This is a genomic window from Arthrobacter sp. 92, from assembly GCF_050260325.1.
Lineage (GTDB): Bacteria > Actinomycetota > Actinomycetes > Actinomycetales > Micrococcaceae > Arthrobacter.
In genome coordinates this window covers 3,804,111-3,819,788 of record NZ_CP189863.1, presented here as the reverse complement: position 1 = coordinate 3,819,788, position 15,678 = coordinate 3,804,111, and the positions used below count along the sequence as shown (strand labels likewise).

The following is a 15,678-nucleotide window of genomic DNA, read 5'->3' as shown; positions in this document are numbered from 1 at the left end:
CTTCCGGGACCGGCGCCAAATCGGCCCTGCCCATCGGCATGCCTAACAAGTAGTCTGGTGAACTACGAGGTTTGATGCGGATGGAGGCTTGAAATGACCAGTTCTTCCGATAGTTCGTCTTTTCCCCCAGGTGCCCTGGGCCCTGCCGCGAGGGAAGCGTCGCTGGCGGCGCTCAAGGCCACCATGGAGCCTGGCAAGGAACTCGACATCCTCATCGTCGGCGGCGGAATCGTAGGCACCGGCGCCGCGTTGGACGCCATCACCCGTGGATTGAGCGTGGGCATTGTCGAGGCCAACGACTGGGCCGCGGGTACTTCCTCGCGCTCCTCGAAGCTTATCCACGGCGGCCTTCGTTACCTGGAAATGCTGGATTTCGCGCTGGTCAAGGAAGCCCTCCACGAGAGGGGCCTGCTGCTCTCCGAGATCGCGCCGCACCTCGCCCGGCCCGTGCCCTTCCTCTACCCGCTGACCAAACCCTTCCTTGAGCGGCCCTACGTTGGCGCCGGTATTGCGCTGTACGACATCATGTCGGTTTCCAGCGGGCACCAGCGCGGCGTGCCGTTCCACAAGCACCTCAGCCGGCGGGGGACGCTGCGGGCGGCGCCCAGCCTCAAGGATGACGCGTTCGTCGGGTCCATCCGCTACTACGACGGTCAGGTTGACGACGCCAAGTACGTGGCGAACCTGATCCGCACCGCCGCCTACTATGGCGCCCACGCCGTCAACCAGACGGCTGTTGTTGACTTCCTGCGCGAAGGCGAGCGGGTGGTCGGAGCCAAAGTGGTCAACCGCGAGGACGGTTCGACCTTCAGCATCCGGGCCAAGCAGGTCATCAACGCCACCGGAGTGTGGACAGATGAAACCCAGGCGATGGTCACGGACCGCGGGCAGCTCAAAGTCCGCGCGTCCAAGGGCATCCACCTCGTGGTGCCCCGGGACCGCTTCCAGTCAACGGTCGGTCTGATCCTGCGGACCGAGAAGTCCGTGCTCTTCGTCATCCCCTGGGGGCGGCACTGGATCATCGGCACCACCGACACCGACTGGCACCTGGACAAGGCGCACCCTGCGGCCTCCAGCAAGGACATCGACTACATCCTCGAACACGTCAACAGGGTGCTCAAACGGCCCTTGACAAGGGAAGACGTGGAAGGGGTCTACGCCGGGCTGCGTCCGCTCCTGGCCGGCGAGAGCGACTCGACGGCGAAACTCTCCCGCGAGCACGTGGTGGCCCATCCGGTGCCCGGCCTGGTGGTGGTGGCGGGCGGAAAATGGACCACCTACCGCGTGATGGCCAAGGACGCGGTGGACGAAGCGACCCGCAGCATGGATGAACGGGTTCCGCCGAGCTGCACGGATTCCATCCCGCTTCTGGGTGCCGCCGGCTTCAAGGCGGCCTGGAACCGTCGCAATCGAATGGCCGAGGAGACCGGCGTGCACGTGGCACGTATCGAGCACCTGCTCAACCGCTACGGTTCCATGGTCTCGGAAGTCCTGGCGCTGATTAAGGAAAATCCCGCGCTGGCGGAGCCTCTGCCCGGGGCCGACGATTACCTCCAGGCGGAGGCCGTATACGCCGCCACCCACGAAGGCGCGCGTCATGTGCACGACGTATTGACCCGCAGGACCCGCATTTCCATCGAGTCCTGGGACCGGGGTGTGTCCGCCGTGCCGGTAGTCGCTAAGCTGATGGGAGACATTCTTGGCTGGAGCGATGCGCAGCGCGAAAGCGAAATCGCGCATTACCTTGCCCGGGTTAAGGCCGAACGGCTGAGCCAGGAGCAACCGGACGACGAATCCGCCGATGCCGCACGCCTGGGTGTCGAGGACATAGTCCCCTTGCGCTGACCAGATCGCTTCCCGGCTGCAAGCCTCCACGCCTGACTGAAGGGACACCACTTGGCGGAACCACTGGACCGGTATGATGCCGGTCTCACCACACCGGAAATGGTGATCCTTGAACTGGATGCCAAGGACAAGATGGACGCGGCGGCGCAGCTTGCGGAGCGGCTGTACGCTGCGGGGCGTCTTTCGGACCTTGATGCCTTCCTGGAGCAGGTCAATTCACGTGAGCACCAACTCGCCACGGGCCTGCCCGGGGGCATCGGCCTCCCGCACGCCCGGAGCGAGTTTGTCTCCCGCACGTCCATCGCCGTCGGCGTGACCAAGTACGGCAAGGCCCTCGATTTCGGGGCCGCGGACGGGCCGGCCACTGTGATTCTCCTCATCGCGACGCCGGCAAGCTCCTTCTCCGACCATCTGGAGGTGCTGGCCACGCTGGCCCGGTCGCTGTCCAAGGAGTCCTTCCGCGAGTCGCTTCGCCGGGCCTACGATCCCGAGGTCATTGCCGAACTGATCAACTCCAGCCTGGTGTTTTTCGACCACTGATCCGATCAGCGCGTCCGGGTGCGTTGCCACGGCCCGTTCCCGGCCCGTTTCGTTGTTCTACACAAGGACGAAGTACGGTTAATGTGTGTTGAAAACTGCCCTTAAACCCCGCTGGATTGCTGGCCTGGTATTTGCCATCGTCATTTCCGGGGTGTTTGTGCTGCTCAGCCAGTGGCAGTTCGGCCGGTCAACGCAGCAGGAAGCCCCTGTTTCAACCACCACGGAAGAAATCAGGCCACTCACGTCGGTGCTGCAGCCCGGCGATTTCTTCCGTGGCTCCGCGGCCGATCAGATGGTCACCGCCGTCGGCTCCTACGATCCCGCCAAACAGGTGCTCATCCCGGGAAGGCTCTACGACGGTGCGAAGGGCTACTGGGTGGTGTCCGCCTTCGCCGTCAAGGACGCTCCGGTGCTGAAAGGGGCCGGCGCCTCGCCCCAGACCTGGATTCCGGTGGCCCGGGGCTGGGTGGACGATCCCGCGAATGCCAAGGCTCCGCCGTCGGGCACTATTGAGCTCACCGGCAGGCTCCTGCCGTCCGAGGCGCCGCTCACCAACACGGACCCGGGTCCCGGACGTGCCACGGCGGTATCATCGGCCGAGCTCATTAACATCTGGAATATCAGCAGCTACCCGGGGTTTGTGGCCGCCACGGTTGAAAAAAGCGGGGGAGTGGACGTCAGCGCTGCCGCGGTCGACGGCGCGCTGAAGACTCTCCGCATCGGACCCCAGCCGGTGTCACAACAGGTCAATTGGCTGAACCTCTTCTACGCGGCTGAGTGGATTGTCTTTGCCGGCTTCGCGCTGTTCATCTGGTGGCGGATGGTGAAAGACGATTACCACCGAAGCCTGGAGGAAGAGTTCGACGACGACCACGAATTCGACGGCGAGGACACGGGCGAACCCGGGTCCCGCCCATCAGGCCCCACCACATCCGACCCCGGTCCGTCCGGCCCTGCTGCGGCTGACCCCAATCCGACCCACCCCACTACGTCTGAACAAAAGGTACAACCATGATCGAGCCCAAGCCGGCAATCGAGCCGCAGCCGTCCAACGCCAAAGGTTCTGGTACCGCCAAGAAGCGCCGTTTCGGCGGGACGGAAGCCCAGATCCGCTCCGCACTGAAGTTCTACAAGACCATGGCCTACCTCACCGGCGGCATGCTCCTGCTGCTGTGCCTTGAGTTGATCGTCCGCTACGGCTTTGGGCAGTACCTTCTGGCCGGCGGCACCAACGCCGTTACCGGGCAGCCGTTCGGATTCGGTTTTGCCGACGCCGAGCCACTGGGCGTGCTGGGAGCCGTGAACATTTCCGTTGGCGTGCTGATCGTGCACGGCTGGATGTATGTGGTCTACCTGATCTCCAACTTCCGCCTGTGGTCCCTGATGCGGTGGCCGTTCAGCAAGCTGATCCTGCTGGCACTGGGCGGGGTTGTGCCCTTCCTGTCCTTCATCGTGGAGAAGAAGTTCCACGCAGAGGTGGAAGCTGAACTTGCAGCCAACCCGCAGGCTTCCAAGCGCTATTGAGCCGCCGGCCAGGCCGCCCTTTCCGGGGGCCGTCGGTGTGATTTGCCTAACCTGATGCCCCGATTACGGGCCTTCGGCAGCGTCTGAACGTGCGGGCGGGCAGTGGCCCAAGTAGGCTAGTACGGTGACTACTCCCACTGCATCCCAAACTTCCCAGAAGCCGGTGCTGGTTGTTGACTACGGTGCCCAGTACGCGCAGCTGATTGCCCGCCGCGTCCGGGAAGCGAATGTGTATTCGGAAGTGGTTCCGCATACCTATACCACCGAGCAGCTGCTGGCCAAGAACCCCGCCGCCATCATCCTTTCCGGCGGCCCGTCCAGCGTGTATGCAGACGGCGCCCCGAGCGTGGGCGCGGACCTCTTCGAGGCCGGAATCCCCGTATTCGGCATCTGCTACGGATTCCAGGCCATGGCCAACGCCCTGGGCGGCAAGGTCGATAAGACCGGCCTGCGCGAATACGGCTCCACGGAGACCACTATCCTTGGCGAAGGCCGCTCCGTGCTCGAGGGCATGCCCCAGTACCAGAAGACGTGGATGAGCCACGGCGACTCGGTGCACGAGGCGCCGGAAGGCTTTGACGTGCTCGCAACGACGGCGGGCGCGGAGGTCGCAGCCTTCGCGAACGAGGAGAAATGCCTCTACGGCGTGCAGTGGCATCCCGAGGTCAAGCACTCGGCCTACGGCCAGCAGGTCCTGGAGAACTTCCTGTTCAAGGGCGCCAAACTCGAACCGAACTGGACCACCGGCAACATCCTCGAAGAGCAGGTCGAACGCATCCGCGAGCAGATCGGTGACGCCCGGGTCCTCTGTGGACTCTCCGGCGGTGTCGACTCCGCCGTGGCCGCGGCGCTCGTGCAACGCGCCGTCGGCGACCAGCTGACCTGTGTCTTCGTGGACCATGGCCTGCTGCGCGAGGGCGAGGCCGAGCAGGTTGAACGTGACTTCGTGGCCGCGACCGGCGTCAAGCTCTACGTCGCCAATGAGCAGGAGCGCTTCCAGTCCGCCCTGGCTGGCGTCAGCGATCCCGAGACCAAGCGCAAGATCATCGGCCGCGAATTCATCCGCGCCTTCGAGGAAGCCGAACTGGCCATCATCGCCGAGGCAGCGGCTCATGGTGAGAAGATCAAGTTCCTGGTCCAGGGCACCTTGTACCCCGACGTCGTCGAATCCGGCGGTGGAGAGGGTGCCGCGAATATCAAGAGCCACCACAACGTGGGCGGCCTCCCCGGGGACCTCCAGTTCGAACTCGTGGAACCGCTCCGCGCGCTGTTCAAGGACGAAGTCCGTGCGGTCGGCGCCCAACTGGGGCTGCCGCAGGAAATCGTGGGACGCCAGCCGTTCCCCGGACCGGGACTCGGCATCCGGATCGTCGGCGAAGTCACCAAGGAACGCCTGGACCTGCTGCGCAAGGCGGACGCCATCGCCCGCGCGGAGCTGACCGCGGCCGGCCTGGACAACGAGGTGTGGCAGATGCCCGTGGTGCTGCTGGCGGATGTCCGCAGCGTCGGTGTCCAGGGCGACGGCCGCACCTACGGTCACCCCATTGTGCTCCGCCCGGTCTCTTCCGAGGACGCCATGACGGCGGACTGGTCCCGGCTGCCATATGATTTGCTCGCGCGGATTTCCAACCGGATCACCAACGAGGTGGAAGGCGTCAACCGCGTGGTGCTTGATGTGACCAGCAAGCCGCCGGGAACCATCGAGTGGGAATAGCAGTTTGAGTGGCCGGTCTCCTCGGTGAGACCGGCCACTCTTTTCGTTGTCCACGCCGTTAACCACGCCAAATCCAGCGCAAAATTTGGCCGGACCCAGTGTTGGTCTCTCACTCCCGGCTGATTCCGGCTACGCTCGAAAGTATGCCGGTATGGTCCAAGGCGTCACGTGCGAGCGCAGAAAAGAAGGCAGTAGTGTCAGTTGGTCAAGGCCCCTCGGAGGGCTCCGAGGAGCTCAGGAAATGGCTGTCGGGGCTTAAGCCTGTCACCGGAGCAGACACGATGCTGCGCTTCACCAAGACCCCGGAAGGGTCCATCGACCTCACCCACGCTCATCCGTCCGGCCTGGCGCAGTTGATGGCTGGGCGGCGCACCCGCCTGTCCACGTTGATCCGCGACCACCAGCAGTACGTTGTGGCAGCCCGCGCGTCACGCAACCTGCGGTCCAAGATCTTCGAGCTCGGCAATGACCGCGGCATCGACGCCGGCTACTTTTCGGCGGGGACTGTCAGCTGGACGTCCGCGGTTGGCGGCAAGCCACAGCGTGTCTCGGCTCCGGTCATGCTGACGGCAATGTCCCTCACCGTCAGGCCCGGGGAGGATGACTACGAACTGCAACTGACGGAGCAGGCACGGATCAACCCCGCGCTCATCCGCCACCTGAAGACCATCCACGGCATTGTTTTCGATGTCAATGCAGTGACCAGGATGGCCTATAGCACTGCCCGTTTCGACCCGCAGCCCGTCCTGGAACGGCTCGGCACCCTGATCAAGCCCATCCACGGCGCCGAGGTGGAGCACAACCTGCTCGTCTCCACGTTCGCGGACCTGTCCGGGAACCTCGACGACCCGTGGATCAACCAGAACAACGCCATCGTGGCGGCCCTGGTCAAGGCAGCGGCCGGCGGGACGGTGGCTGTCCCCGCGCTCAATGAACGCCGCTTCCAGGACATCGACCACCGTGACCCTGCCGATGAGCTCCTGCTCCTTGACGCGGACGCCGACCAGCAATACGTGGTGGACGCCGCCCGCGCCGGTGACTCGCTCCTGGTCAGCAGCCCGCCGGGGACGGGGCAGACCCAGACGGCACTTAACACCATCGGCGCGCTGGTGGATGAAGGCAAAACCGTACTTGTGGTGGGTGACCGGCGTGCGAGCCTCAGCGAGGTTTCCGGCCAACTGGAGTCCCTGGGCCTTGAGTCGATCGTCTTTGGCGTGTCCGGCACATCAACGCCGGTCCAGCTTAAGGGCCAGCTGGTCCGCGCCATCATGCGCAACGAGAAGTCCCTGCAGCCCCAACTGGAGAATCTGCACAAGACCCTGATTGAGCACCGGCACGCGCTGATGGACCATGTGGCGTCGCTCCACAACATCCGCCAGCGGTGGGGCTGCTCGCCCTACCAGGCCATGCAGTCACTGGCCGAACTGACATCGATCCAGCCTGCTCCCGCCACCACCGTGCGGCTCAAGCGCAGCGTGCTGGACAACATCCGGGACCGCCAGGAACTCGCCGGGCGCCTCCAGCGGGCGGCTGAACTCGGCAGCTTCAGCCGGGCCTCCACCACCAGTCCATGGCATGGAGCGCGGCTCCTGACCCGGAAGGAAACGGAAGAGGCGCACAACGTTGCCCGGTCGGTTGAAAAGAACCTCCCGGTGCTCCGCGACCGCATGAGCGAGGTGGCCGAGCACGCCCAGATCCGTCTTGGTGCCACGTTCGCGGAGTGGGGCTCGCAGCTCGAACTTCTGATGGCGGTGCGCGAAAGCCTGGACAAATTCACCCCGGACATCTTTGACCGCCCGGTCCACGACCTCATCTCCGCAACAGCCACGTCCCCCTGGCGGCGCGAACGGGGCATTGAGATGCCGTCCATGCAGCGGTCCCGGCTGCGGCGCGTTGCCAAGGAATACGTCCGTCCCGGCGTTCACATAGCCGATCTGCACAGCTCCCTGGTGCTCGTCCAGGAACAGCGGGCCCTCTGGGCGGAGTACGCAACCAGCCAGCGGCACCCTGCGGTACCCTCGGGGCTGGCCGAGATGAACGTGCTGTACCGCGGCCTGGCCGGCGAGCTGGCCCAGCTGGGCGCCGCTGTGAAGCACACCGGGGCCGGCGGCGACCTGCAGCGCACTCCGTACGAGGAACTGATGGAACGCCTGGAACGCCTGGTGGCGGACTCCCAGACGCTCAAGTCCCTCCCGGAGCGGACCCTGTTGATCGAGAACATGCGTGAGCACGGCCTGGGTGAGCTCCTGGCTGACCTGGCGGAGCGCGAGGTTCCCGCCGAGTCGGTAGCAGCCGAACTCGACCTCGCCTGGTGGCAGTCGGCCCTTGAGGCGATGATCAGCGGAGACGACTACCTGGCAATGTCCGACGGCGATGCCCTGCGGCAGCTGGAGGCAGAGTACCGTCTGGCAGACAACGCCCACATCGCCAGCGGCGCAGCCCGCCTGCGGTGGAAGCTTTCCGAACGGTGGCACGCTGGCATCTCGGAACATCCGCGTCAAGCGGATCTGTTGCGGAGCCTGCTCAAGGACGGCCGGGTCAGCCTCGCAGCTCTGACGGCCCAGGCGCCGGCGCTGGTGCCGATGCTGGTGCCGGTGTGGTCCGTCAGCCCTTATCTGATGACCGGCCTGCTGCCGGCCGAGCAACGATTCGACGCTGTCATCATCCTGGATGCCGAGGCGACGTCCCTGCAGGCCGTGCTTCCGGCCATCGCCCGTGCAAAACAGGTCATTGCCTTCGGCGACGACAAGATCGCCAGCCCCCGGAGCTTCACGGTTGGAGTTGAGCGACTGGCGGCCGGCGAGACCGCCCATCTCAACGTCGAAAGTGCCTACTCGGCGTTATCCGCGGTGCTTCCCACGTGGCGGCTGAGGTCGGTGTACCGCGCGGTGGACGAAGACCTGGTGTTGCAGCTGAGCAAGAGCTTTTACGACGGCGCCCTCCGGCGGCTCCCCGAAGGCCAGACGGCCACGGGGCTTGACCGGGCCCTGCATCTGGAATACCTGCCTGACGGGACGGGGCTTCCGAGCGCGGACAAGGAGGGCGTGGAGTCTGTGGTTGCCGAGGTGAACAGGGTTGTGGGGCTCGTGTTCGAGCATGCGCGGCTCCGGCCCCGGACATCCCTTGCCGTGGTGACGGCCAGCCTTCGGCATGCGGCCAGGATCGGCGAGGCCATCCGGTTGCAGCTGCCGAACTATCCGTTGCTGGCAAGCTTCTTCACCGCAGGGCCTGAGTCCTTCCGCGTGGTGGATCTGGAGCGCGCCCAGGGCCTGGTCCGCGACCACGTGATTTTTTCGCCGGGATACGGCAGGACCCCGCACGGCCGCGCCCTGCACAACTTCGGGCCGCTGTCCGCAGAGGGAGGCCGCGCGAAATTCGCCCTGGCCATGTCGCGCGCACGGCGCTCCATGCATGTCCTCAGCTGCTTCAGGCCCGAAGACCTGGATGTCACCAGGCTGAGCCATGGCGCCCTGGACTTCTATGAGTTACTGGACCGCGAGATTGCCGGGAACACTGATCTGGGCACCCCGGCTTCCCGGGCCGCGGCCAGTGAGCAGGCCCTGGGGGCGGATCCCCTTGTAGCCGATCTTGGCGATAGGCTCCGCGCCCGCGGCGCCAGAGTCTGGCACCAATACGACGGTGTACTGGACGTCGCCGCCGCGGCGGACCCGGTGAATTCAATCGGCCACGACGAGGGCGAGTTGCCGCGGCCAGTTGCCATTGAGTCCGACGGCACCGAGCAGTACAGGCGGATGAGTGTCCGTGAGCGCAGCCGGCTTCGTCCGCAACTGCTGGAACGCCTGGGGTGGCGGTACATGCCGCTGTGGACCATTGAGGTGTTCACCGACCCGTCGGCGTGCGCGGACCGGATTGGCGGCTATCTGGGCCTCGAGAAGCCCACAGTGTCCGGACTTGCGCCGAAGTCGGTCGGCTTTTTCGAGGACGACGTGGAAAGCCTCACGCTCAGCCGGGATGAGTCCGGCCAGCATGACGTCTCCAGTGCGGACTCCGGCGGAGATGTTCCCGTGGGCATGGAACCCGCGGGCGCCGACTCGGTACGCTTGACGATGGATGGTGTCCGCAACGCCGGACGCGCCGGCGCGGAACCGAATAACGTGCATAGCGCTTTGGGAGACAGCAAGGAAATGAACGGCAAGGAATCTGGCGGCTCACGCAACGGAACGCCCGGGACTGGTGAAAACGGGACCGGCGAACACGGCACCGGCGAACACGGCACTGGTGAACACGGCCTCGGCGAGCCTGGCGCCGTCGAGTCCCGCCTTAGCCGGCGGGGCGCTTCGGACGAGTTCATGGGGGATGAGAGCCAGGAGAACGGGCGTTCCCGTGCTTCCGCCACGGTGCCCACGGGTGTGTTGCCTAACAAGGCCTCCGAGGACGATCCGAAACGCTGGGGAGACCACGCCTCGGAATACGATCACGACGCATGGCTCCAGGAGCAGAAGCCCCCGCATTGGGGCTAGTCGGCGCGGCCAACAACCAACTCGGCCTGGGAACACCGTATCGCCGCCCCTCTAACCAGGGGCCTGGGCCACAAGCCTAACCGGGGGATGCGACCAGCACGAAGAACAGCTTCCCTTGGGTTGAGGCCCCGGCGAGCCTGCGTGCCTGCTCGGGGTTCGCGGCCACAACCATCAGACCGTCGGTTTCCCCGGTTCCCAGCCATTGGCCGGTTTTACCCCCCTGACCGGATGTCCACAGCACCGGTACGGCGGCAGCCAAGACCTCTGAGGCGCCGGGGCGTTCGTAGTCATTTCCCGTGGTCATCACAACGTTGACCAGCTGCCCGGGCGCCAGCAGCTGGATGGACGAGGGGTCGGCCATTCTCAGCGGCACGGCCGCCGAGCCAGGCACTGTGCCGGTCAGCAGCCCGGGACCAAGCAACTGGGCATCCGAGAGTAACTGCCCTTTCCTCAGGGGTGCTGCCAGCTGCTTCCCTTCAAGAGCGGAGCCGTCGGTGAAGGAACCCTCCGGCAGCATCCCGGGCGGCACCCTGACTGCGGCAAGGTCGGCGGTCCCCAAGGTGCTGCCGGCCGCCAAGTCATGGGCTGAGGCTACAGCCAGCACCATGGAGGCGGGAGCGGGGGTGAGCTGTTGCACAGCCATGCCCGCGGCGGCGCACATCAGGAGTGCGACGGCGAGCCTGCGGTGGCGGTTGATCCAGTTGGCAAACCGACGTCTCCGCGGAAGAGCGCCTCGCGCGGAACGGGTCGACCTCAGGGCCCTGGGACGTCCCAGCGGTCTGGTGGTGCGGCGGTCATCCGGCAGCCGCTTGCGGAGGGTAATGGCCATACCGTCACGCTACGGAGTCAGCCAAGCCGTGGCATGCCCCTAAGCGCGCTATGTGGATAAACGACCCGCATTTACGGGCTCGCGCGACGTGGCGCGGGGGAGGGGCGGATCAGCTTGCTGCGGCGGCTGGGGCGGGAGTCGGAGCGGGCGCGGCCGGGGCCGGCGAGACGCTGCTTCCCTTTGTATCGCGGGAATCGGTGCGGTAAAAGCCCGAACCCTTGAAGACCACCCCAACGCTGTTGAACTTCTTGCGAAGCGTTCCCTCGCACTCGGGGCAGGACGTCAGGCTGCTGTCGGTGAAGGACTGCACAATCTCGAAGGCGTGGCTGCAGTCCTTGCAGGCGTATGCATACGTGGGCACTGAAAATCCTCCTCTGGGACAAACGACCAGGTCCCGTGCTGCCTGGTGCGGAATTCCGTTGCCGGACGTCCCGCCCTTAGCAGTCGCAGGGCCTGAGTGCCAATTCTATCACCCCGGCCGGCCCGTTCTACATCAGCGTGGCGAGGCCTTCGGGAGTGAGGGCCGCCGGAACTCGCTGGTCAAAGGACTCGGCAGGAATCTGTCCCGGGGGGAGGATTTCGCTCTGGTAGACGACGGCGGCAACCGGCAGCCGCAGACCACGGGCCGCCAGGTTCGCGAGGAACTTGTCGTAGTAACCGCCGCCCTGGCCGATCCTGTTTCCCGAGCCATCCAGGGCCGTGGCGGGAATAAAAATTCCGGCCACGTCCCCGAACACCTCCGCGCCGTGCCGGTCCCCCAGGGGTTCCTGGATGGGGGCATAAGCGCTGCGCACGAATTCCGTGGCCGGCGTCCAGTAGACCCAGCTTAATGTGATGGACGGCCCGCAGACAGGCAGGAGGACTTTGTGCCCCGCATTCTCCAGCGCTCTTAGAAGGGGAAGGGTGGGAGGCTCGGCGCCGACTCCCAGGTAGGCGGCGAAAGTCCGGGGCTGTCCTGAGGAGATCCGGCGGGCCCATTCGAGCCCGTTGCGGGCGATGCCGGCGCCCGCTTCTTCGAGCGCGGCAGGCAGGAGCGCCGCCCGGCGGATCCGGTGGCGTGCGCGTATTTCGTCCTTCGATGACAATGCGTAGATCCTTCCGCAACTGGGCTGCCCAAAGGGGTCAGGGGCTCCTTGAGCAATTACCGAATGTTTGGTCCCTCCGTTAGATTAGTCCAGTGACTACCACCAATACTTCCGTCCGCAAGGCTGTCATTCCCGCTGCGGGTCTCGGTACCAGGTTCCTGCCGGCCACCAAGGCCATGCCCAAGGAAATGCTGCCCGTCGTTGACAAGCCCGCGATCCAGTACGTCGTGGAAGAGGCCGTCAACGTGGGCCTGAACGACATCCTGATGATCACCGGCCGGAACAAGCGCGCCCTTGAGGACCATTTCGACCGGGTGCCGTCGCTCGAGGCAGCGCTTGAAGCCAAGGGGGACACGGCCAAGCTCGAGTCCATCCAGGCGGCCAGCAACCTCGGTGACATCCACTACGTGCGCCAGGGCGACCCCATGGGCCTTGGCCATGCGGTGCTGCGTGCCAAGCAGCACGTGGGCTATGAGCCGTTCGCCGTTCTTCTTGGTGACGACCTCATCGATGCCCGGGACGAACTCCTCAGCACCATGATCGCGGTCCAGGCTAAGACTGGCGGGTCGGTGGTGGCCCTCATTGAGGTTGAACCATCGCAGATCAGCTCGTACGGTTGCGCGGACATCGAAGAGACAGACAGCGACGGCTACTACCGGATCAGGAAGCTGGTCGAGAAGCCCGACGTCGACGAGGCTCCTTCCAACCTCGCCGTGATCGGCCGCTACGTGCTCCACCCGGCAGTGTTTGATGTGCTTGAGCGCACCGAACCTGGCCGCGGCGGGGAAATCCAGCTCACGGACGCCCTTCAGGAGCTCGCTGCCGGCACCGGCGAAGGCTACGGCGTTTACGGCGTTGTGTTCCGCGGACGCCGCTATGACACCGGGGACAAGCTCAGCTACCTGAAGGCCTGCGTCCAGTTGGCCTGCGACAGTGACGACCTTGGTCCCGGACTCCGCGAATGGCTGCCGGAGTTCACAGCCAGCCTGTCCAACGTGTCCAAGTAACCCCCAATGAGGGGCGCCATCTGGCCGGTGACGTTGGAGTGCGGAGACATTGTGCTTCGCCCCATCCGGTACCGGGACCGGAAGGAATGGACCGCTGTGCGGTCGCGGAACAGCGAATGGCTCGCCCCTTGGGAAGCCACCAATCCGGCGCCCGGAGGCGCTCTGCCGGACTACCGCCAAATGGTCAGATCCCTCAATGCGCAGGCCGCCCAAGGCACCGCGTTGCCGTTCGTGATCACGGAGTGGACGCCGGGCTTTCGCCAGCCCCTGATCGTGGGCCAGTTGACGGTGTCATCCATTGTCTGGGGGTCGGCAATGATGGCCACGCTTGGCTACTGGGTTGACAAGGCACGCGCTGGGCACGGAATCGCCCCCACAGCGGTCGCCATGGCTACCGACCACTGCTTCCAGGTCCTGGGCCTGCACCGGATGGAAATCAATATCCGGCCTGAGAATGGGCCAAGCCTGCGGGTGGTGGAGAAGCTGGGCTTCCGGGACGAGGGCTACCGGCCCCGGTTTCTGCATATCAATGGCGAATGGGCAGATCACCGCACTTTTGCCTTGACCTCCGAGGAAGTTCCGGAAGGACTTCTCGCCCGCTGGTTGAAAACACGCCCCTCCTGAACACCGCCCCCTGAGCGGCCCCTTTCGTCAGATCTCCACTGATTTTCGAGCCGGGCGGCGACACACCGGAGCGAATGCGAGTGCACTCAGCAAATTGCTCATACGGTTTTGAATGTGGACTTCCCCCTTAGCAGCTCAGTGATCCTTGTTGTCGCTGTTGCGCTGTGGATTGTGTGGGTGGCCCCGTACGTACTCCGGAATCGACGGCTTCAGTTCCAGCCCGCCGTCGAGCTGATGCTAGATGTCACAGACGCCGAACCAGCACAACCGCAAGCCGGGAAAGTCTTACACATGACTCCCCAGCAGGAGAAGCCAATGGAAACCACGAACAGCCCGCGATCAGCACAAGGTCCCTCGACCTCCGAGGCCGAACGGCGTCCGGTTGCGGCGCGTCCCGGCGCCTTCAGGGTCCGTTACGGACGCTGCGCGATCGCGTTTGTGGGATTGATGTGCCTTCTCACCGGGATCGTGGCCGGTGCCCTGCGCGTCTTCGGTGTCGGCTCGTCGTGGGTGCCCGTGGGGGCACTCCTGACAGGTTTTATGGCGGTCTTCCTCCTCCGGCGGCTCGCTGTGCGCGACCGCCGCGCCAAAGTGAACGCCGCCTTTCGGGCAGCCATGGCTGAACCGTCGACTCGGCCCGCAGTTGCTCCTCCGCTTCCCAACCGGGTCCCCGCCCACGACACTCCGAAAGTTCCGGACAGGCCTTTGTTCGACGCCGAAGCCGATCGGCCCAGGATCAAGCCGCTAACCGCGCTGGAACTGCGCCAGGCAGCATTGGCGGAGGCCGCGGCGTCCGGGGATAACAGTGTCCGCGCGCCCGAAACCTGGGGCGGCGCCGCCGACGGGGACGCCAGCTGGGAGCCGGTGGAGGTACCGAAACCGACCTACGTCGAGGCCGCCAAGGCCGAGCGCGCCGCGCCCGAGCCACTCGCCCTGCCCGAGGCGCCCAAGGCTGTGGGCAAGCCGTCGCTCAAGCAGGGCACTGCTGCTGCTCCGCCCGCTGCTCCGCCACTGGCCAAGCCGCTGACCAAGGCACAGAGCGCCCTGAGCAATTTGGACGACGTCCTGCAGCGCCGCCGCGCCTGACTGGACCCCAACGCTCCGGACCGCCCCCAGATGGCTGTCCGGGGCTTTGCTGTTTGTCCTCGGGGCCGTCCTTCGGCTGGCAGTCCGCCCGAGGGGGTGCCGGTCCACGCCAGGTCCCTGTAGCCTCGGACCATGACTCGCATCTGCGTAGCCGGAGGCACCGGCCAGGTGGGCCGGGAAGTGGTGCTTCAGGCCTTGGCCCGCGGCCACGAGACCGCCGCCTTCAGCCGCCACCCGCCGTCGGCCGGGGAGGCCGCCCATCACGACGGCGCGGCCTACTACCGTGCCGACGTCACCACAGGCGCGGGGCTGGGGCAGGCGCTGGCCGGATCCGACGTCGTGGTTGACTGCCTGGAGGCGCGGGGTGGTAAGGCGCTGAGGGCCTTCGCTTCAAGTGGCGTCCGCCTCCTGAAGGCCGCGGAGGAGGCTGGGATTCCCAAGGCGGTGCTTCTGTCCATCATTGGCTGTGACCAGGTGGCGCTCCGCTTCTACTCGTCCAAGGCAGAAAAGGAAATCGTGTATGCGGAGTCCGGCCTTGAGACAGTGACTGTGCGGTCCACCCAGTTTCACAGCCTGCTGGCCCAGCTGTTCGCGGCCGGCTCCAGGATCGGCCTCATTCCAGTGGTGCGGGGCGCGAAGTTTCAGACCATCGCTCCGGCGGAGGTGGCTGCTGCGCTCCTGGAGGCGGCGCTGGAGCCGCCCTCCGGGGAACGGCACAGGCTCCGGACCATCGGGGGGCCCGAGGTCAACGACATGGGGGAGCTTGCCGAAACCTGGAAGCAACTCACCGGCTCGCGGGCCAGGCTGGTCAGGCTGCCGCTTCCCGGCTCAATGGGGGAGTATGTGCGCGACGGCAGGAATCTGATCCCCGAACAACGCTACGGAAGTGAGACATTCGGAGCCTGGTTGGCCAAGCGCGCGGATTATTTGTAGCCTAGGGACA

Annotated in this window: 13 protein-coding genes; 10 read left to right on the top strand and 3 right to left on the bottom strand. The window is 65.5% G+C overall.

Annotation, left to right across the window (positions count from 1 at the left end):
* Window positions 1-93 precede the first annotated feature (93 nt).
* The 6 genes from ACP4XC_RS17685 to ACP4XC_RS17660 all read left to right on the top strand — a co-directional run bounded on the left by ACP4XC_RS17685 (window position 94) and on the right by ACP4XC_RS17660 (window position 10,104).
* Window positions 94-1,845: a glycerol-3-phosphate dehydrogenase/oxidase gene (locus ACP4XC_RS17685; protein WP_427171941.1), complete on the top strand. Its 1,752-nt coding sequence runs from the start codon at window positions 94-96 to the stop codon at window positions 1,843-1,845.
* 51 nt (window positions 1,846-1,896) lie between these two features.
* Complete coding sequence (locus ACP4XC_RS17680) at window positions 1,897-2,385, top strand: PTS sugar transporter subunit IIA (protein WP_427171939.1); 489 nt, start codon at window positions 1,897-1,899, stop codon at window positions 2,383-2,385.
* Window positions 2,386-2,470: 85 nt separating this feature from the next.
* Window positions 2,471-3,400: an SURF1 family protein gene (locus ACP4XC_RS17675; protein WP_427171937.1), complete on the top strand. Its 930-nt coding sequence runs from the start codon at window positions 2,471-2,473 to the stop codon at window positions 3,398-3,400.
* Window positions 3,397-3,909: a DUF3817 domain-containing protein gene (locus ACP4XC_RS17670; protein ID WP_427171936.1), complete on the top strand. Its 513-nt coding sequence runs from the start codon at window positions 3,397-3,399 to the stop codon at window positions 3,907-3,909. Before ACP4XC_RS17675 ends, ACP4XC_RS17670 begins: the two co-directional genes overlap by 4 nt.
* A gap of 124 nt (window positions 3,910-4,033) precedes the next feature.
* Window positions 4,034-5,623 carry a glutamine-hydrolyzing GMP synthase gene (guaA, locus tag ACP4XC_RS17665; RefSeq protein WP_427171934.1) on the top strand — a complete coding sequence of 530 codons (1,590 nt, stop codon included), beginning with the start codon at window positions 4,034-4,036 and terminating at the stop codon, window positions 5,621-5,623.
* Window positions 5,624-5,766: 143 nt separating this feature from the next.
* A complete protein-coding gene (locus ACP4XC_RS17660; protein WP_427171932.1) occupies window positions 5,767-10,104 on the top strand; it encodes an AAA family ATPase in 4,338 nt (1,445 codons plus the stop codon).
* Window positions 10,105-10,180: 76 nt separating this feature from the next.
* Here the strand turns inward: ACP4XC_RS17660 and cpaB are convergent, their stop codons facing one another.
* The 3 genes from cpaB to ACP4XC_RS17645 form a co-directional block, all read right to left on the bottom strand.
* The gene (gene cpaB, locus ACP4XC_RS17655) at window positions 10,181-10,933 is read right to left on the bottom strand and encodes a Flp pilus assembly protein CpaB (protein ID WP_427171930.1); all 753 of its coding nucleotides are present in this window, start codon (window positions 10,931-10,933) and stop codon (window positions 10,181-10,183) included.
* Window positions 10,934-11,042: 109 nt separating this feature from the next.
* A complete protein-coding gene (locus ACP4XC_RS17650) occupies window positions 11,043-11,294 on the bottom strand; it encodes an FmdB family zinc ribbon protein (protein ID WP_427171928.1) in 252 nt (83 codons plus the stop codon).
* Window positions 11,295-11,421: 127 nt separating this feature from the next.
* Window positions 11,422-12,018 (bottom strand): 5-formyltetrahydrofolate cyclo-ligase, encoded by a 597-nt coding sequence (locus ACP4XC_RS17645; RefSeq protein ID WP_427171926.1) that lies wholly within the window; start codon window positions 12,016-12,018, stop codon window positions 11,422-11,424.
* Between the two features lie 92 nt (window positions 12,019-12,110).
* On the opposite strand from ACP4XC_RS17645, the gene galU reads away from it, so the two are divergent.
* The 4 genes from galU to ACP4XC_RS17625 all read left to right on the top strand — a co-directional run bounded on the left by galU (window position 12,111) and on the right by ACP4XC_RS17625 (window position 15,668).
* Complete coding sequence (gene galU / locus ACP4XC_RS17640; RefSeq protein WP_427171924.1) at window positions 12,111-13,025, top strand: UTP--glucose-1-phosphate uridylyltransferase GalU; 915 nt, start codon at window positions 12,111-12,113, stop codon at window positions 13,023-13,025.
* Window positions 13,026-13,031: 6 nt separating this feature from the next.
* Window positions 13,032-13,649, top strand: coding sequence for a GNAT family N-acetyltransferase (locus tag ACP4XC_RS17635; protein WP_427171922.1), 618 nt, complete (start codon window positions 13,032-13,034; stop codon window positions 13,647-13,649).
* A 138-nt stretch (window positions 13,650-13,787) separates the two neighbouring features.
* Window positions 13,788-14,735 (top strand): hypothetical protein, encoded by a 948-nt coding sequence (locus tag ACP4XC_RS17630; protein WP_427175152.1) that lies wholly within the window; start codon window positions 13,788-13,790, stop codon window positions 14,733-14,735.
* A 132-nt stretch (window positions 14,736-14,867) separates the two neighbouring features.
* Window positions 14,868-15,668: an SDR family oxidoreductase gene (locus ACP4XC_RS17625; RefSeq protein WP_427171920.1), complete on the top strand. Its 801-nt coding sequence runs from the start codon at window positions 14,868-14,870 to the stop codon at window positions 15,666-15,668.
* The last annotated feature ends 10 nt before the right edge of the window (window positions 15,669-15,678 follow it).